Below are 18746 nucleotides of genomic sequence, written 5' to 3' on the forward strand. Positions count from 1 at the left end.
TAGACCTTCTGCCCGATTATACGCGCAGGGGTTGGTTTTTGTTGGTCAGATTCCCAGCACCTGGCGGTATAGCGCCTCATATCGGTCGAGGATGGTGTCGCGATCAAACCGCTCGAATGCTGCGCGGCGGGCTTGATGTCCCATCCCCCGGCGACGCTCTTCATTGAACAGCAAATCTAACGCCGCTTTACTCATCGCCTCGGTGTCACCAACTTCAGTGAGGACGCCGGTCAGGCCATCGTCGATCACTTCCGGAAGACCTCCGGCACGACAACCGATGACCGGGACCCCACAAGCCATTGCCTCGAGTGCGGCGAGGCCGAAACTCTCGGCGTCGCTCGGCAAGAGCATCAGGTCGGTTGCTGCAACGACCCGTTCGACCTGTGCGATGTTGCCCAGAAGGTGGAGATCGTCAACGGATCCAGACTCGCGTATGCGTTGTACGGCTGCAGGCAATTCAGGGCCGTTACCTATCAAAATCAACTTGACGGGTATTTGTTCCCGGACCTTCAGGAAGACCGTAACAACGTCTTCGATTCGCTTGACCGGTCGAAAGTTCGATACATGAACCAGGAGACGTTCACCGCCCGGAGCAAAGCGCCGGCGAACCGGATCCGGTGAAAGATGCTCATAGTCTCTCGGATCGACAAAGTTCGCTATGACGGCGATCTCTCTATCGCAGTCAAAAGTTCGACAGACTTCCATTCTTAAGAATTCCGACACCGCGGTTACGCCGTCCGAGTGCGCGATGGCATACTTGACCACCGGCATAAAAGCCGGGCTGCGACCGACCAACGTGATGTCGGTGCCGTGCAAAGTGTTGACCACCTTGAGGCGGCCTCCGGTGATCGCTTTGGCAAGCAGCGCTGACGCCGCGTGCGGGATCGCGTAGTGGGCATGGATCAATTGCAATCCTGACTCGCCTGCGACCTCGGCCATCATCGAGGCGAGTGCTTGAGAATGGGGAGGATATTCAAAGAGCGGGTAGTCCGGGATCGAAACCTGATGGTAGTGAATCCCCGGCTGAGTCAAATTAAGCCGACCCGGGACGGCATAGGTGATAAAGTGCACCTCGTGCCCCCGTTCAGCCAGCCCCATTCCCAATTCCGATGCAACAACGCCGCTGCCGCCAAAAGTCGGCCAGCACGATATGCCGATTCTCATCCGAGGTCGCCCTGCCGAAGCGTCCACTCGATTGGATTTTCTATGCGAATCGCTTCGCGCACATGGAACGCTTCACCGTAGCGGACACCAATCATATCACCATAATGGCGGGCTCGTGTCTCTACCCGGTCCATAAACTCGGGACGGCTGATGAAGGTGTCGGGGGCTTCCCCAGATGCGGTGAAGAACTGCGAACGATATGCGCAGACCGCCGCCATCTTTTGCGCATGGTGCCGACTTACATCGACGATGAGCGAAACCGGGCCCTCGATATGCGCGAAGTAATGAAAGACCCGTCGCGGACGATGGGGTTCAAGCCCGGGCGAAAACTTGATCACACCAGCCCAAAAGACCGCCTCCCGCGTCAGCCTGCTAACGGCAGAATGGTCGGGATGCCGATCCGTTTCATAGTGGACAATGAGCAGCGTCGGTCTGGTAGCGCGCAGTAATTGGACCAGATGTTCCAGATTACCGGCATCGGGATAAATGGCGCTCTCCCGTGCTCCGAGATTCCACCTTTCAGCCTTGAGGATCTCCGCTGCCAGTGCGGCTTCGGCGGCTCGCGTTGCAATATCCCCTCGAGTCGATAGAGCAGCATCGGTAATGTCGAGAATTCCGGTTCGATAGCCCTTTTCGGCGAGGAGTGCGAGAGTTCCGCCGCAACCCAATTCTACATCGTCAGCGTGGGCGCCTATAGCCAGAGCGTCGAGGCCCGGCAATGCGCTATAATCCAAGGTGCTCAAGTGTCAGATGCAATGAGTAGAGAAACGAAGATCGGCTGGCAGCAATAAAACTCGATATTAGTCACCCAGTTCGATGACGTAATGACGGGGTGCAAGCAGGTTGACCTTTTCAGAAAGCGCTGATATGAATTGATCTCCATAGTGGGCAATATAGTAGAGTGGGCTGTCATGCCGCTCCTGCAACACCTCATCGGGCAGGAGATGTTCGATGACAAAGTCGGCGTGACGCAAGCGGGTTAGATCCCGGGATTCGATGCGGGTAAGCGCCAGCGATTTCAACTTCCCCCACTGGTAAGTCATCTTGCGCCCGGCCTGGTCGAGTTCGGTGGCAATAGCAACCTCTGCTTCCTCGGCGGCTTGTTCGATACGTTTTAGCCAGCCCTCAAGGTGCGCCATGCCACTATCGAAGAGCGAGGCAAGCGCCTCGCCGCTGCCACGCCGCCGCAACAGCATCTCACGCCCTCCCATTGCATCGGCGACGGTCCAGTTGTGTTTGTCGAGGTAGCGCCGCACCGGTCGCTCGACAAGCGTGAAACCAGATCGCGCCGCTACTAAGGGCCGCCCGATCTCCAACAACTCATAAGCCAGACCAATCTGCGCCTGATATGAGATTTCGGCCGGGCCGCCTACATAGATCCATGTCGGAAGCAGGTAATCCTGCAGCAACGGTCTTAGCAATGCCGAAGGCGAAAACCGGTGCGGTTCTCGGGCCGCAAGTTTCTTCAGGTCGTCAGAGGTAATGGGCTCACCCTCGGGACCGGCGCGCCAAACACCCGATTCCCCCTGTAAACGACGCCGCACTCCGTCGTCGCCATGATGCATGACCGGCAGGGCGTCGTCGCGGAGATAGACCTGAAGCGGCAGGTGAAGCAATGCCAGGGACCGCGACGAAGCGGCAAAGGATTGGTTCAGTTTCTCCGGACGAGCCAGTGCCTTTTGCCAAAAGGGGATGGAGCGTTCGATCAGTGCAGGGTGGCGCGGATCGACGAGCACAAGTCCTCGAGCCCCAAAGAGTTCGTTCATCATACGTCGAAAGGCGTCCGCAATGAACTCTCCCGGCTGGTAGGCTGACCGGATCAGTTCGACGACCCGGTCTCTGTGCGGAGCATTCTCTATCCAAACATCAACTTCGGCGATGGCAGCGTCGATCTCCGGCATCAAGCGGTGCAAACTGATCGATCTACCGGCAACAACATCGCGCGGTGCGTAAAGCGCTCGACGGGGTGTTCCACTCAGCGGCGGAAAGGCGATGCGGTTGACCTCGCCGAAGTCGGAATCGGCAGTTTCCATCCAAAAAAGCGGCACGACCGGACCATCCGTCTCCTCTGACAGTTGCCGCGCCAACCGGATGGCTGAGAGTGCCTTATAGGTAGTATATAGCGGTCCACCGAACAAGCCTGCCTGCTGCCCGGTAACGATGGCCAGCGTCCCGGGCTGGTCCAAGCGGACCAGGTTGGCTTCGATGGCGGGAGACAAATCCATCCCGCCGTAGCCCTGACGAAGTGCTTCGCCCAGTCCGTCCGGAATTGAGTGCTTTAGACGCCGATCGCGTGCAATACGGCGTGCTGCTGCACTGCGGTAGTCGCCGCCCAGAAGGTCTATCACACTATCATTCTGCGCGGCGAATTCCAGCATCACCTGGGGGACGTTGGGCAGGTTGGCCCAGTTCAATTGTTCAGACACGTCTTCGGCCTATGTAGATCATTCGAGGCGATGCAGCGGAGAGTGGATTCCCATCGTAGTCGCCTCGAAGAGGGCCGTATGGTTCCCATCCCGCCTTTTGGGTTAGTTCGATAACTTCCAACTTGCTAAAAAGTCGTACTGACTCCATTGACCTGCGCACCTCGACTCCTGTTCCTCGAACCCCAACACTTGCCATTCGATCCGCGAGACGCATATCCTTTCGGGTTATCCGTATGCGCTTCTCAACCCGGAGTCCTTCATTTACTTCAATCAACCGGTAGTGCTCTTCGATCTCGATGTCGGGTATTTGATCGTTCGCAAATTTGCCCGCTTCATCCCTTTCGCACTTGATCATTCTTTTACGCATCGGAGCATCGCGGACGCAGCGGCGAACGTCGTCGGGATTGGGTAGATCGAGGAGCAAGATACCATTTGGCTGGACGACAGCGGCAACGTCCCGCAAAACCTCCAAATGCTCCCGGTCGCTTGCGAAATAGCCGAAACTTGTAAACAGGCTAACCGCCAAACCAATTCGGGGTGGTGAGCCGAACGGCAACTGCCGCAAATCGCATCGCGCAAAATAGATGCTCTCAAACTGGCCGCAGTTCTGTTGCGCCTTACTCAGCATCGTGTCCGAGCGATCGAGGCCGATCACCCGATAGCCTTTGCCGGCAAGCGCGCGGAGGTATCTTCCTGCACCGCATCCAAGGTCCAGGCACCAACTGCCTTGCGGCAAGTCGTCAAAGAATGGCCAGGACAATACGAATCGGTCCGCTTCGGCTTGGTCGCGGTGGGCATAGACGAGGTCGTAATCATCTCCCGACCAGTCACGGAACCATTCTCTATGTGCAGTGGAACGAGTGATCAAGTGAGCAAGTTCAAGTGATCAAGTGTTCAAGTGATCAAGATTAAAGTTCGAGGATGTGGCAGAATGACCATCTCTGAACATTTCACCAACCGCTTTTAGTATAAGGGCTATATAATGGTGTTGCAATAAACCCCGCGTGCCGGTTTGAGACGGCCGCAAGTTCTCACTGAGTAATCACCCTGCTCGTCTTCATAAGCACCAAACATAGACTATATTGCTTTAGGTGCGAGCGGGAAGCTCTCTAACTTGCTCACTTTCTTACTTTCTTACTTGAACACTTCTCTTCATATTCTTGCCGTCGATGACGACGAAGACATCCTCGAGGTGATCCGTTATCATCTGACGCGCGAGGGATGGCGGGTTACCTTGCTTGCAGACGGAGGATCAGTCGTCCCTACCAGTTCGGGTACCGATCGTCCCGACCTAATTCTGCTCGATCTGATGCTGCCCGGACTCTCAGGGCTTGAAGTAGCCCGGCGGTTGAAGGGTTCGCCTGACCTCGCGAAGATCCCGATCATGATGATCACGGCTCGCGGCGAGGAATCGGACATCGTTGCCGGTCTGGAATTGGGCGCCGATGACTATATAGTCAAGCCTTTCAGCCCGCGGGTGCTGGTTGCCCGGATTAAAGCTGTGCTTCGTCGCAGGCAGCAATCTCCGGTCGGCGATACCGGTGAGCAACTTCAATATGATAATCTGCAGATTCTAACAGCGCAGTATCGAGCCCTTGTCGATGGTGAGGATGTCGCTCTGACCACAACCGAGTTCAAACTGCTCGGGTTTCTTGCCCGTCGGCCGGGATGGGTCTTCACGCGTAACCAGATTGTCGATGCCGTGCGCGGTGAGGATCACTTCGTCACCGACCGATCGGTTGATGTCCATATCGTCTCACTCCGTCGGAAGTTGGGCCAGTATGGCCGACTGGTCGAAACAGTGCGTGGCGTTGGCTATCGCTGGAAAGGATAATAGTGTGAAACGACGCCGCCCCCTGGCACTAATTCTTCTGACGCCGCTCCTGGTAGTGATGGTTGTCGTCATCATATTCCTCACCTGGATCGCCACCCGGACGACGCATCGCCTCTACGAAGATCAAATCCAGTTCGATCTGACCGGTATCGCCAACCTGACCGGGCGCATTCTCAGTATGACTCCCGACAGCAGCGACTCACTCCAGACCCTTGCTCGAAGGCTCGCTACCGAAACGGGAACGCGTGTCACCTTCATCGCGCTCGATGGTGAGGTCCTGGGCGACAGCCACGAAGAATCCTCCGTGATGGAGAATCATCTCTTCCGCCCGGAGGTGGCTCAGGCGTTAGCCTCCGGCAGCGGCCAAATCATCCGGCTCAGCCCGACGCTAAAGGTTCCGATGATCTATCTCGCGCAACAGGCCTATGCGGCAAGCGATACGGCAACCGGCAGCGTTCCCATTCTGCTGCGAATAGCAATGCCGGTCAAGCGGATCGATGAAGCCTTGAATCGTGCTCGCCCGGCCTTCTTCATCTCGCTGACGGTTGTATTGCTGCTTATGGCGTCGATCTATTTCGCGCTGACAAGGCGAGTGTTGAAGCCGCTAAAGGAAATGGAGACTACCGCATTGGCACTGGCGCGAGGAGACTACAACCAACGAACAAGGCCATCCGAAGTTGCCGAGTTGGCTTCAGTCTCCGAAGCGCTTAATCGAATCGCAGTCGAATCCGCCGCCCGCATTGAGCAGATTGTAAGTCAGAAACACCAATTAGAGACGGTGCTCGGTTCAATGGTCGAGGGCGTCATTGCGGTCGATGCCGATGACCGTATCATCAGTCTAAACCAGTCGGCAGGAAGATTATTCGGGCTTAGCAGCACTGCAGCATTCGGGCAAAACCTGACCGGCCTCCTGCGCTACCCGGTCTTGCAGCAACTTAGGGAGCAGGTCGCGCGCAGCGGGATCACCATGCAGGAGGAGTTCACCGTTGAGCCTGACAATCGAATAGTGCAGGTGCGCTGCTCGCCTCTGGGCAAGGCAATCCCGCCGGGAGGTGGGATGCTGCTGGTCTTCGACGACATTACTCAAATCCGGCACCTTGAGACAGTGCGTCGAGATTTCGTAGGAAACGTCTCACACGAACTGCGGACGCCGCTCACATCGCTCAAGGGGGCTCTTGAAGCATTGTCTCAGGGAGACTTTCCCGTCTCGGCAGACCGTATGAAGTTCCAGGTGATGGCCGAGCGGCAGGTCGATAGGATGAACGCGATTATCGAAGATCTTCTTACACTGGCAAGGATCGAGCAAGATCAGGCAAGCGGCCATCTTAGATTGGAACTCTGCCGGATTCGAGATGTCATAGACGATGCAATTAGTAACTGCCTGCGTAAAGCCGAGGCGCGTAGTATCACACTACAGGCTGAAGGACCCGTGGATCTGATGGCGATGGCTAATCCCTCACTGCTCGAACAAGCCTTGGTCAATCTGATTGACAACGCACTCAAACACAGCATCCCGACAGGATTGGTGAGGGTTAGCGCAGCCCGCGTCCAGGACGGTGTCGAGATTTCGGTTCAGGACCAGGGAATAGGTATCGAAGAGCAGTATCTGTCGCGACTTTTCGAGCGCTTTTATAGGGTCGATCGCGACCGAAGCCGCAAGATGGGGGGGACGGGGTTGGGCCTGGCTATCGTCAAGCATATCGTTCAGGCGCACGGCGGGCGGATCGAGGTCGAAAGCAAGGTCGGGCAGGGAAGCGTATTCAGGATCAGGCTTCTTGAGGATTGATGACGCAGATAGTAAGTTTGGGGTGCCTGTCACCTATTGGGGGAACAATCCGGCGATTCTTTCGTATCAACTTGTGAGGGGGGACACAGACGTCTGTCAATGTGGAGGGTATCATATGAATCATCAACCGTCCGACACGATACCTTCACCCCGAACCGAATGAGGTGTCGCCGTCGGACGACCGAAGGACAGGGACGTCATTCCGCCCGACGGCCCTGTCCCTCACCTTAGATCGCTCCCGGTGTCGCGGCACCGGGAGCGGCGTTTTTTGAATGCAGTGTGGAATACTGAATACTGAATGCGGAATTCGGAGTGTGGAATCTGGAGTGCCGTCACTCACTTCACTTGGAATGACTCCCACATTCTTAATTCTTAATTCTTCACTTCCTATACCCCCGGTCTTTCGGGAATTCGGGCATATCGGGAACCGTCATCGGCTCCTTCTCGATCTTGTCGAGGAGATACTTTATGGTGTAGTCGAGTGACGGGTCTTTGCCCTGCATTGTCGAAGCCGGGTCATCGACGACCTCGATATCGGGATCGGTGCCCCAGCCTTCGATGAGCCATTTCCGGTCGCTGACGCCCCAGCCTGTGAACTCAGGTTGGGTTACCATTCCGCGATCTACCAACGGCTTGTCGCCCCGGATGCCGACCCAACCGCCCCAGGTGCGGGTTCCGATTACCGGTCCTAACTTCAGACGCTTGAAGCCTTCGGTGAAGGTTTCGCCGTCGGATCCGGTCTCGCCGTTTGAAACGGCGGCCAAATGACCGTAGAAGGCGGTCGATGGGCTGCGATAACGGAGACCGTGCCGGGCCATCCCGGCGCTGACGAGGTTGCGGTCCAGGTGCGCCAGGATCATTTCGGCAACAAATCCGCCTCCATTGTAGCGGACGTCCATGATGAGCGCCTGTTTGGTGTGTTGCGGCTGATATCCGGCGGTGAACTGCGATAGACCTGCTCCGCCCATATTGGTCAGATGGATGTAGCCGATCTTCCCGCCCGACTTCTCCTCCACATAGCGTTTGCGTCCGTCAACCCAGTCATTGTAGCGGAGCGCGGCTTCACTCGCGAGCGGCTTGACAACAACATTGCGCGCTGCATCGAGGGAGGGTGTGCTGTTCAGCGATATTTGGGTGATGCGGTCGGCAGTGCCAAGCAGGAGTTCGAAGTAATCAGGCACGGAATTGGTCGAGCGGCCGTTGATGGCAACGATGTACTCTCCGGCTTTGGCGTCGATGCCGGGCGCGGCAAGCGGGCTGGTTGCGTTAGGCTCCCACGGACGTCCGGTGATCACCTGGTCGATCCGGATAAAGCCTGTGGCGTCCCGCGAGGCATCGATCCCCAGCAAGCCGGACGGGCGATGTTTGGCGCCTTTGACATCTCCGCCCCAGACATAGGTGTGCGAACAGTTCAACTCGGCGAAGAGTTCCCCAATCAGATCGTTCAACTCACCGCGGGTCGAAATGCGTGCGGCAAGCGGGCGGTACTTGGCGCGGATCGCCTTCCAGTCCACTCCGTGCATATTGGGATCCCAGAAGAAGTCGCGCTGCAAGCGCCAGGCTTCGTCGAATATCTGCTGCCATTCAGCGCGGACATCGAGGCGCATTTCCCAGCCGCCTAATTCGACCTTTTTCGAATCCTCCTTGTCGCCTCGGCCACCTCGACCGCCTCCTCCGCCATCGCTACCCTCTTCATCGACACCCATCAAGGTGAATTCGCCCTTTTGGCGATAGACCAGTTTCTTGCCACCTATGGCGAGATCGTAACTGTCGATTCCTTCGACCGCAACCTTGTCCTTCTTCTTCTTCAAGTCGAAGCGGTGCAGGTCGTATCGCCCGAGTCGATCGTCATCGAAAAGGCCGCTGCCGAGCATCCCTTGCCGCTCCCATGCCAGGTAGAAGACCTTCTCCTCTGTGGCCTCCAAGGCGCCATAGTTGCCTGCAGGTATCGGGAAGACTGCGACGCGCGAGGCGAGGCCGTCGAAGTCGATCTCGACCTTGACCGAGTCTTTCTTGTCTTTATCCTTCTCCTTGTCCTTGCCCTTTCCCTTTCCAGAGTCTTTACTTTCCTTTCGACCACCCCAGCCTTCGTCGTCGTCGCTCCGCGGATCGACTTCCGGCGCAAAGGGCGACGGCGTCCCCTTCTTCAAGCAGTAGGCATAGATCTTCGTCCGGCGGTCGAGGATGTAGGTCATTTCCATTCCGTCGAGTACCGGGTTGGCTTCACGGTCCGAGAGGAGGAAGAGGTACTTGCCATCCGTTGACCAGGCCGGCGAATGGCTGCTGACGAAGTCGTCGGTGACGGGCGTAGATTTACCGGTTACAGAGTCCCAGATCTGGATGATGGAGTTGTAGTTTCTCTCCGCGCGGGCATAGGCTACGAACCGGCTATCGGGCGACCAGCGATACTGGGAAATCTCCCAAGTGCTCTTGTCGATGACCGAGGTCTTGCCGTCGGGGATGGACATCACGATCAATTCACACTCTTCGTTGCCAAAGAGGACCTTTTTGCCATCGGGCGACCAAACCGGCGGGAAATGCCAGCCCCGGCTGTCGGTGCCGAGCACTTTAGAGGTTCCTCCTTCGGCGGGGTAGAGGTGGAGCACTTCCTCACCGGAGGCGTCGGTCCACGCAGCGATCGACTTGCCGTCGGGAGACCAGCGGGGGTACTTCTCGCGCGACCCGGCGCTATAGGTCAACTGCCGGATGAGGCCTTCGCCCTTGGCCGGGGCGGTGACGATCTCGCCGCGCGCCGATAGAATGATCCTCTTCGCGTCGGGTCCGAGGTCGTAGTCGGTGATGAAGTCGCCCGGCTGGAAATACTTGACGCGAGCCTGCAAGCGGTCGGTCGGCAAGGCTATCGGTATAGCTCGATCCTCGTTCTTTGCGAGGTCATAGAGACGCAGGTCCATCCCTAATTGATAGACGATCCGGTCGCCGCCCATCGAAGGGAACCGGGCGTCGAACTCCTTGTGAAAGGTGTGCTGCTTCGGTGCGTTGCCATCGGGATTCATCGAATGGATGTTAGCCCGGCCGTCGCGGTTGGAGAGGAAGTAGATCCGGCCGCCCTTATGCCACATCGGGAAGCCGTAGTCGCCCTTCCAGTCCTTGAATGCTGCACCCTTGCCGGTAACGTCGGTGAACTCGGGCACGCCCAGATCGCCGACCCAAATGGTCATTGCCATGCCGCCTTGATAGCGCTTCCAGCGGTGATTTTCAAGAGTGAGGGGGTTGAAGGCGATGCGCTTGCCGCCCGGTTCGAAGGTGACTAGCGCAGCCTTGTCAAGCCCGATCGAAGCCGCTATCCCGCCCTCGGGAGCGACGCGATAAACGCGAAAGCCGCGATAGGGAATCTCGCGCGTCGAACGAAAGAGGATGTTGCCGGACAGATCCCAGCCGATGGATTGATCGGTATGGGGGTGATAGGTGAGCCGTCGCGGTTCGCCGCCGCTGGAGGGAATCAGAAAGACGTCGTCCTGACCATCTTCCTGGCCGGTGAAAGCAACCCATTTGCCGTCGGGGGAGAACTTCGCATACTTCTCTTCGCCTTCGTGGGTCGTGAGCCGTAAGGCGGTTCCACCGGTTACGGGGACCTTCCAGAGATCGCCTTCCGAGGTGAAGACGACCCAGTCTCCCGAGATTGCCGGAAAACGGAAAAACCCGGGCTGATCGGGTTCCGTGGCGGCGTTTGCGTTACCTGGAAGATGCCCTGTCGATGCTATGATGAGCAAGACAAGGCTGACGATGTGTCCGAGCGATCGCAACATGGCGGCACTCCGAAAGACGAATTGAAGGGATGACTGCCGACGACCGTCAGCAGCCTCTCGGCACCTGTAACTTGTTATCTTAGGCCTTTACTAAGTGCCTAAGCGATAGAGCACTTGCGCTACTACCCCTGCCGTTCGATCTTATACTTGCGATAGTACTTATCGACACGGCCAGCGGTATCGACCAGTTTCTGCTTACCAGTGAAGAAGGGGTGGCAGTTGGAGCAGATTTCGATTTTGACGTCTCCGACTGCCGTCCGGGTCTGAAAGGTGTTCCCGCAAGCACAAGTCACGGTGGCCAGATTGTAAGCGGGATGGATGTCGGGTTTCACGAGATTCGTCCTGTATGGGTTGCTATAGGTTATGAACGAAGCAATATAGGGCACTCTCCGACCGGGGGCAAGCACCACGGGGGGCAAGTTTAGATGATATCAAGATTCAATGGGTGCGACCCGCTTGCGACATGGCTGTCCGCCCGCTAAATTGATTCGATTAAGTCATGATCCTCTGGGTCGATTAACCTGACTCCGCAAGTCTATAATTCCTCTATTTCCTCCAAGACCCACTTTGCCGGAACGAATTAAAGCCTGTCTCATCGACGCCGCCGGATTGGAGAGGACGCTGGCCCGGCTGGCAGCCGAGATCATCGAACGAAACCGCGGTGCCGCACGTATTGCTCTGGTCGGCATACGAACCCGGGGCGCACCGCTCGCCTACCGCCTGGCCCGCCTCATCGGCATTATCGAAGGCACCGGCGACCTGCCGGTCGGTATCCTCGACATCACCCTCTATCGCGACGACTTTCTCATTTCGAACCGAACCCCTATGGTGCGCGCGACAGACATCCCGTTCGACATCCAGGACCAGGCGGTGGTGCTGGTGGACGATGTTCTCTTCACCGGTCGGACCGCGCGGGCGGCAATCGACGCCATCCTGGACTATGGCCGCCCCGACCGGATACAACTCGCCGTCCTGATCGACCGTGGTGGACGCGAGATGCCGATCCAGGGCGACTTCGTGGGCAAGAAGGTCGTAACTTCGCCCGGTGAAGAAGTGCGCGTTCACTTGACGGAAGTCGATGACATCGATGAAGTCGTCATTGTCGAGACTGAGCATGCCTGATTCAGCCCCTCGTGACTCGCGCGAATTGCGGCATATGCTCGGACTCGATGGTCTGGCACCCGCAATTATGACTGAGATACTCGATACCGCGGGAACATTCCTTGAAGTCCTCGACCGCCCCATCCCCAAGGTTCCGTCGCTGCGCGGAGTAACCGTCGCCAACCTCTTCTTTGAAAACTCGACCCGTACCCGTCTCTCATTTGAACTGGCCGAAAAGCGACTCTCGGCGGACACAGTCAGCTTTTCAGCAGCAGGCTCTTCGGTATCCAAGGGCGAAACGCTGCTCGACACAGTGCGCAACATCGAAGCAATGAAGGTCGATGCTGTAGTGATACGACATGGCGCATCCGGAGTGCCGCATTTCCTTTCGCAACGCATCGACGCTGCGGTTATAAATGCCGGCGACGGCACCCATGAGCACCCCACCCAAGGACTGCTCGATATTTTCACCTTGCGTAAGGAATGCGGACGGATAGAGGGATTGAAAGTCTTGATATTGGGCGACATCGCCCATAGTCGCGTAGCCCGCTCGAACATCTTCGGACTGACTGCCCTCGGCGCCGAGGTGAAAGTCTGCGGTCCGGCAACGCTCATCCCCCGCAACGTGGAGTCGCTTGGTGTTGAAGTCGCATCAGATCTCGATGAAGGACTGAAGTGGTGCGATGCAGTTAACGTCCTGCGACTGCAACTGGAGCGAATGAACCAGGGGTTGATCCCGTCGCTTAGGGACTATCAGCGTCAATTCGGCCTTACCCGGGAGCACCTTGAGCGCGCCGATCGGGAGATTGTCGTGCTTCATCCGGGGCCGATGAATCGGGGCGTTGAAATAGACTCGGACGTCGCCGACGGTCCCTTTTCGGTGATCCTCGAGCAGGTTACTCATGGCGTCGCGGTTCGCATGGCGGTGCTCTTCATGATCCTTGGACATGAACGCGAAGAAGGAAGGGGTTAGTCGGTGAGCAGCATAAAGGTCGGATTGGGAGAGGCAGATCGGATCGTTGTCCGCGGAGCACGCGTTTTCGACCCTCAAGTCGGACTTGACCGGGTGACAGACATCCTTATCGAAGATGGTGTCATTAGTTCCATTGGCGACTTGAGTCCGTCTCAACAGGCGCAGGTTATCTCGGGCAAAGGCTGGCTTGTCGTGCCCGGACTTTACGATATGCACGTCCACTTGCGCGAGCCGGGTCAGGAGCACAAGGAGACCGTTCGCACCGGATGCGCAGCCGCCATGGCTGGTGGATTCACCGGTGTCGCCTGCATGCCAAACACCGATCCGCCCATAGACTCGCCGGGTGTCGTCCGGTTTATTCGTGAGCAAGCAACCGGACTGCCAGTCGAAGTTTATCCTGTCGGGTGTGTTACCAAGGGCCGGGCCGGTAAAACCCTCGCCGACATGGCCGAACTTGCAGTTGAAGGCGTTACTGCTTTCAGCGACGACGGTGCGCCGGTAGCGACCGCCGGACTGATGCGCCGGGCCCTCGAGTATGCTGCAAAGAGCGGCGCAGTCATCGTTGAACATGCCGAAGAGCCGAGTCTCACCTCAGGAGGCGTCATGCACGAAAGCGCCGCATCGACCCGTTTCGGCCTTCCCGGGTGGCCCGCCGTCGGCGAGGAAATCTGCATTGCACGCGACATTGCTCTCGCAGAATATACCGGCGGACGCTTGCATATCGCCCACGTCTCAACGGCAGGTTCGGTAGCGCTCATACGGGAGGCGAAACGACGCGGCATCGCTGTAACCGCCGAGGTGACCCCGCACCATCTGACCCTCACTTGCGAACTCCTCTCGACGTACGATTCCGATTACAAGGTCAATCCGCCGCTGCGGGAGTCCCGCGACTCTGAAGCCTTGCTTGAGGGCCTGCTCGACGGAACCATCGACGCCATTGCGACCGATCATGCTCCCCACGCCCGTGATGAAAAGGAAGTTGAGTTGATCAGCGCTCCCTTTGGGATGCTCGGTCTTGAGACCGCCCTCGGCGTGATCTTGACGAAGTTTGTCCAGACTAATAGACTGCCCCTCGAGCGGTTGATCGATGCGATGACCGTTCAACCCCGTCGTATAATGGGGCTTCCTCCGGTGCGGATCGAACCAGGTGCCCGAGCCAACCTGACCCTCATTGCTCCGAATGAAGATTGGGTGGTCGATCGCAGCCAACAGAGTTCGAAGTCGATCAACACCCCTTTCCATGGCTGGGAACTAAGAGGTCGAGCGAAAGGGGTCATCCTGGGTCAACAGTACTATCTTGCATGACCTTACATAGCGTCATCGAAGTCTTGACTACCGCTTCAATGTGATCATTCTCCTGACCAATGACGACGGCGTCTATGCTCCCGGCCTCCAGGCGCTGAAGGAGGCACTCGAAGGCTTGGGCGATCTCTGGGTCGTGGCTCCCGCCGGCGAACAGAGCGGCGTCAGTCACGGCTTTTCGCTCTCCGGACCGTTACGGGTCGAGGAAGTCATCTGGAATGGACACCGGTTTGGACTCGCGGTGAACGGAACCCCGGTCGATGCAGTGAAATTGGCGATTCGGGCGCTGTTGCCTGAGCCGCCTGGACTAGTCGTCAGCGGGATAAACCGGGGCGAGAATTCGGGTGTCGATCTGCTCTACAGCGGAACGGTAGCCGGTGCGATGGAAGGCGCATTACTGGGTTTTCCCGCGGTCGCAATCTCCCAGTCGCTCAGAATCCCGGGACCTCACGGCGAGTCGCGTCCGATTCCACCCTCGGGAAGAGAAGCCTGGAGCCGTCGCAAAGTCGATTACACCGCCGCGGCTCACTATGCGCGAATCGTCTGTGAAGCGGTAATTAAACGTGATTTGCCTGCCGGAAGGCTCCTCAACGTCAACGTCCCCCTGTTGCATATGAACGATATCAAGGGTTTGCGAGTAACCCCTCAAGCGGACTCATATTACGAAGAGAGCCTCGAGCGGCGCCACGATCCACGCGGCGTCGGTTACTACTGGAGTAGTTGGAAGAAGGCGGAGCGGGATCACGGCAACGATTCGGATGTAAGTTACTTAAAAGATGGGTATGTGACGATTACTCCGGTGGCGCCAAAATTAACCGACGAGGCGCTGCTTGCACCGGTTGCCGAGTGGTTCAAGTCATAGGGATACATATTGACTTTTTCGCGTGAGACCATACTAATTCTCGACTACGGCGCGCAATATACCCAGTTGATAGCGCGCCGGTGCCGGGAGGAGGGCGTTTTCAGTTGGATAGAGTCGTGGGACTTTCCGCTGGACCAGATTCGTGCAATGGCTCCTGTTGGGATTATCCTATCGGGCGGGCCGAACAGCGTTTACGACAAGGGTGCGCCGGTGCGCTGGCGCGATCTGGCCGGGCTCGAGATTCCGGTCTTGGGCATTTGTTATGGCTTGCAGGTGATGATGAAGGAGGAAGGCGGGTCGGTTGAGGCGGCAGTGCGTCGTGAATATGGTCGGGCGGTCGTTGATGTCGTCGCACCAGGGCGGCTTTTGGAAGGCCTTTCGCCGAAAGAGCCGGTTTGGATGAGCCATGGCGATCACGCGACACAACTGCCTGAGGGATGGTTCGTTACCGCCCGGAGCGACGCGGGGGTCATCGCCGGGATAGAACATCGGAAGAAGCCTCTCTTTGGGGTGCAGTTTCATCCCGAGGTTAGCCATACACCCTCAGGTGACCGCATTATTCGCAACTTCCTGCGCAATATCTGCGGCGCCCGAGCCAGTTGGACCATGGCTTCCTATCTGCGCGAAGCCGAAGATTCTGCGGGGGCGTTTCTCGAGTCTGCCAAGGGACTTTGTGCGCTCTCGGGAGGAGTCGATTCGACGGTGGTGGCAACTCTGGCCGCTCGAGTGGCGCCCGATCGGGTGGAGTGCGTCTTCGTTGATACCGGACTATTGCGCAAGAATGAAGCCGCCCAGGTTGAGGCGCTCTTTAGACCTCGCTTTGGCAATCACTTGCATATCATCACTGCCGGGCGCGACTTCCTTGCCGATCTGAAAGGGGTCCTCGATCCTGAGGTGAAACGGCGCCTCATTGGACACCGTTTCGTAGAAGTCTTTAAGCGAGAGGCCTCGCGGTTCGGAGGAGTGCGTTACCTGCTGCAAGGGACGATTTATCCCGACGTAATCGAATCGGCGTCCGCCAAGGGTCCGGCCGTTGTCATCAAGACTCATCATAATGTAGGCGGCTTGCCCGAGGAGTTGGGCTTCGATCTAATCGAACCGCTGCGCTATCTTTTCAAGGACGAAGTGCGGCAGTTGGGCCGGGAAATGGGGCTGCCGGAAGCGATCCTGATGCGGCATCCCTTCCCCGGACCGGGACTGGCAGTAAGAATCCTCGGCGAAGTTACCGGCGAGGCCGTATCCCTCTTGCAGGAAGCAGACGCTATCTTCATAGAAGAGTTGCGCGAGGAGGACCTCTACGACCGCGTCTCGCAAGCCTTTGCCGTGCTCCTGACCGACCGGACTGTTGGTGTGATGGGAGACAGCCGCACCTATGAACGGATTCTCGCCTTGAGATCGGTCAACACCCGCGACTTTATGACGGCAGACTTCTCGCCTCTACCATTCGACTTCCTCGCCCGGGTAGCGTCGCGCATTGCAAATCAAGTGCGCGGCGTGAACCGGGTCGTTTACGATATCACCTCCAAACCCCCTGCCACAGTCGAATGGCAATGAAGACTACTTCGACCCACCTCCGGTGGTCTGTCCGGTTTGCGTTCACGCTATTAGCGCTATTGCCTCTTACACTTGCATCGGAGCGAGTCGATCCTGCCGAAGAAGCCTATCAGACGATCCGCCAGGCTTTCGAGCGACGCGAGGACGAGCGTCTGCTGGCAGAAATCGACTCCTTTAGAACTGCTCACCCCGGTTCAAACCGCCTCTCGTCAATAGCGCTGCTGGCGGCACAGGCATCGCTCCAAACGCGCGACCTGGATCGTGCGCGCGCCGAATGCCGCAGACTAACTCTACAATTCCCTGAATCGGGCTATCTCGACGACGCCCGGCTTATAGAAGCCGAAGTCGAACTGCTTGCCGGTCGATTTGATGACGCCGAGCGGCTACTGGGTTGGGTTATCGGATTTGCGGCAGATAGAACCCTGGCGGAGAAGGCACGGACCCGGCTCGGTGAGTTAAATGCGTGGCGTGAAGCCGAAACCTTACGCTCAGGCAAATCGTCACCACCTCCCCGGGATACACTTCGCGTCGGACTTATACTCCCCTTGTCGGGGAATGATGCCGAAGTCTCGGCCGGTTTCCTGCGTGGTTTCCTTTGGCGTCATAATACCGGCAGCAGCGTTGAACCGTTTGTCTGGGACAGCGAAGGCGATCCGGTCCGGGCGGTGCGTCTTATGCAGCGAACATCGCGGGAAGGTCGGGTAGGGCTGTTTGTGGGGGGGAGTGCCGGTGACGAGACGACGGCACTGGCTGTAGCCGCGGAGCAGGCTGGAATTCCCTTTCTGGCTGCCTTGTCGCCTGACGAGGGGATGGCTGCCATCGGGCCGAACGTCTTTCAGGGACGGATCGACTACGGTGCTATCGGACACCGGCTCGGCTGGCATGCCGCCGAATCCGAAGGCCACCGGACTTTCGCTATAATCGCACCGATTACGCGCCCGGGGCGGACAACGGCAAGTGCCTTCCGCGAAACGGTATCCAATGCCGGCGGACGAGTAGTCGCATCGGAGACTTACTATCCCGGAGCCATCGACTTTTCGCATCAACTGAACCGCATCCGTCAGGCCGGCCTAAGGCTCGCTTTCAACGACTCACTGCAAGCCATTTACGATGAAAACGGCATAATCTACTGGGACGGCCTACCCTTGGTACCGGCACGAGAGCAGTTGATCGAGCAAGATGATGACGTTGAAGGAAGTGGCGCAATGACACCGCGCAGGTTGAGACTCAGCCCGGCCTTCTGCGATTCGCTTTGGAAACTTGCCGATCAAAAGGCTCTGAGATGGATGGAATCGACCGGGCGTGAAATCGATTCGCTCGCAATACCGGTTACGAGTATCGATGCGATCCTGATGATCGTCGAGCCAACCAGCATTGAAATCCTCGCGGCTCAATACGCCCGTCAGAACATCCTGGCACAACTTTATGGAGACGAGAATTGGGCCGACCGGGAGAAATTGATGCGGGTTCAACGTTATGTGGATGGCCTGATTTACGCCGAGCCGTTTCCTGCCGCCGGTGGCGAGAAATACGAGAGTTTCACAGTTCAAATGACAGATGCCGGTCGCAGCGGACGTCTCAACAGACATCATTTGGCTGGGGAGCGAGCCGCTCGGGTAGCGAGGGAATCACTTGAAGGAGCGCGTTCACCAGCCGACGTGCGGCGCGCTTTGGGTTTAATGCGGGACGTTCAAACCTATTCAGGACCGGTCGGTCTGTTACGGGACGAACGAGTGAACAAGCACCTGGGCCTGATCCGTCTCTACCGGGGGCAAATCGAGCCGCTGGTATGGGAGTCGCGATGACGCCTGGCAGAGTGCCGGTTTGACGATCATCGATGGGGCGGTAATGGGGGTGGTGCAAGGTTTGACCGAGTTCCTTCCGGTCTCATCGAGCGGTCATCTGGCGCTTTCAAGACATTTGCTTGGAGTCGGTCTGGCCGAAGATGTAGGCTTCGAAGTTTCCGTTCATGCCGGT

Annotated in this window: 15 protein-coding genes; 9 read left to right on the forward strand and 6 right to left on the reverse strand. The window is 57.7% G+C overall.

Translation table 11 applies throughout. The annotated features are described in order from the left end of the window. Positions 1-45: 45 nt before the first annotated feature. The 4 genes from bshA to FJY67_03105 are packed head-to-tail and all read right to left on the reverse strand — an operon-like array spanning position 46 to position 4458. The gene (gene bshA / locus FJY67_03090) at positions 46-1164 is read right to left on the reverse strand and encodes an N-acetyl-alpha-D-glucosaminyl L-malate synthase BshA (protein MBM3328444.1); all 1119 of its coding nucleotides are present in this window, start codon (positions 1162-1164) and stop codon (positions 46-48) included. Further along, positions 1161-1907, reverse strand: a complete 747-nt coding sequence (gene bshB1, locus FJY67_03095; protein ID MBM3328445.1) for a bacillithiol biosynthesis deacetylase BshB1 — start codon at positions 1905-1907, stop codon at positions 1161-1163. Before bshB1 ends, bshA begins: the two co-directional genes overlap by 4 nt. 57 nt (positions 1908-1964) lie before the next feature. Next, complete coding sequence (gene bshC / locus FJY67_03100) at positions 1965-3590, reverse strand: bacillithiol biosynthesis cysteine-adding enzyme BshC (GenBank protein ID MBM3328446.1); 1626 nt, start codon at positions 3588-3590, stop codon at positions 1965-1967. Continuing rightward, a complete protein-coding gene (locus FJY67_03105) occupies positions 3583-4458 on the reverse strand; it encodes a class I SAM-dependent methyltransferase (protein ID MBM3328447.1) in 876 nt (291 codons plus the stop codon). Before FJY67_03105 ends, bshC begins: the two co-directional genes overlap by 8 nt. Before the next feature lie 270 nt (positions 4459-4728). Between FJY67_03105 and FJY67_03110 the strand changes: the two genes are divergently transcribed. Beyond that, on the forward strand, positions 4729-5424 hold the full coding sequence (locus FJY67_03110; GenBank protein MBM3328448.1) for a response regulator transcription factor: 696 nt from the start codon (positions 4729-4731) through the stop codon (positions 5422-5424). Beyond that, the gene (locus tag FJY67_03115) at positions 5333-7210 is read left to right on the forward strand and encodes a HAMP domain-containing protein (protein MBM3328449.1); all 1878 of its coding nucleotides are present in this window, start codon (positions 5333-5335) and stop codon (positions 7208-7210) included. Before FJY67_03110 ends, FJY67_03115 begins: the two co-directional genes overlap by 92 nt. A 380-nt stretch (positions 7211-7590) precedes the next feature. Here the strand turns inward: FJY67_03115 and FJY67_03120 are convergent, their stop codons facing one another. Both FJY67_03120 and rpmE read right to left on the reverse strand, forming a co-directional pair. Continuing rightward, the gene (locus FJY67_03120; GenBank protein ID MBM3328450.1) at positions 7591-10977 is read right to left on the reverse strand and encodes a hypothetical protein; all 3387 of its coding nucleotides are present in this window, start codon (positions 10975-10977) and stop codon (positions 7591-7593) included. Between the two features lie 122 nt (positions 10978-11099). Further along, complete coding sequence (gene rpmE / locus FJY67_03125) at positions 11100-11309, reverse strand: 50S ribosomal protein L31 (protein MBM3328451.1); 210 nt, start codon at positions 11307-11309, stop codon at positions 11100-11102. Between the two features lie 235 nt (positions 11310-11544). Here rpmE and pyrR point away from each other — a divergent pair, with 235 nt between their 5' ends. The 7 genes from pyrR to FJY67_03160 form a co-directional block, all read left to right on the forward strand. Continuing rightward, positions 11545-12099: a bifunctional pyr operon transcriptional regulator/uracil phosphoribosyltransferase PyrR gene (gene pyrR, locus FJY67_03130; GenBank protein MBM3328452.1), complete on the forward strand. Its 555-nt coding sequence runs from the start codon at positions 11545-11547 to the stop codon at positions 12097-12099. Then, positions 12092-13051 (forward strand): aspartate carbamoyltransferase catalytic subunit, encoded by a 960-nt coding sequence (locus FJY67_03135; GenBank protein MBM3328453.1) that lies wholly within the window; start codon positions 12092-12094, stop codon positions 13049-13051. Before pyrR ends, FJY67_03135 begins: the two co-directional genes overlap by 8 nt. Before the next feature lie 12 nt (positions 13052-13063). Then, positions 13064-14356 (forward strand): dihydroorotase, encoded by a 1293-nt coding sequence (locus FJY67_03140; protein ID MBM3328454.1) that lies wholly within the window; start codon positions 13064-13066, stop codon positions 14354-14356. A gap of 40 nt (positions 14357-14396) precedes the next feature. After that, positions 14397-15215 (forward strand): 5'/3'-nucleotidase SurE, encoded by an 819-nt coding sequence (gene surE, locus FJY67_03145; protein ID MBM3328455.1) that lies wholly within the window; start codon positions 14397-14399, stop codon positions 15213-15215. A gap of 36 nt (positions 15216-15251) precedes the next feature. Continuing rightward, positions 15252-16769 carry a glutamine-hydrolyzing GMP synthase gene (gene guaA / locus FJY67_03150; protein MBM3328456.1) on the forward strand — a complete coding sequence of 506 codons (1518 nt, stop codon included), beginning with the start codon at positions 15252-15254 and terminating at the stop codon, positions 16767-16769. Further along, a complete protein-coding gene (locus tag FJY67_03155) occupies positions 16760-18574 on the forward strand; it encodes a hypothetical protein (protein MBM3328457.1) in 1815 nt (604 codons plus the stop codon). The genes guaA and FJY67_03155 overlap by 10 nt, the downstream gene beginning before the upstream one ends. Positions 18575-18617: 43 nt before the next feature. Continuing rightward, positions 18618-18746: undecaprenyl-diphosphate phosphatase (locus tag FJY67_03160; protein ID MBM3328458.1), on the forward strand; the 129-nt coding region annotated here is incomplete at its 3' end.

The sequence above is a fragment of the Calditrichota bacterium genome, from assembly GCA_016867835.1.
Classification (GTDB): Bacteria; Electryoneota; AABM5-125-24; order Hatepunaeales; family Hatepunaeaceae; genus VGIQ01.

Excerpts from the sequence above, each read along its gene's own strand:
- FJY67_03155 (MBM3328457.1), top strand. The coding sequence starts at position 16,760 with ATGGCAATGAAGACTACTTCGACCCACCTCCGGTGGTCTGTCCGGTTT.
- bshA (MBM3328444.1), bottom strand. The coding sequence starts at position 1,164 with ATGAGAATCGGCATATCGTGCTGGCCGACTTTTGGCGGCAGCGGCGTT.
- FJY67_03135 (MBM3328453.1), top strand. The coding sequence starts at position 12,092 with ATGCCTGATTCAGCCCCTCGTGACTCGCGCGAATTGCGGCATATGCTC.
- FJY67_03115 (MBM3328449.1), top strand. The coding sequence starts at position 5,333 with ATGTCCATATCGTCTCACTCCGTCGGAAGTTGGGCCAGTATGGCCGAC.
- FJY67_03120 (MBM3328450.1), bottom strand. The coding sequence starts at position 10,977 with ATGTTGCGATCGCTCGGACACATCGTCAGCCTTGTCTTGCTCATCATA.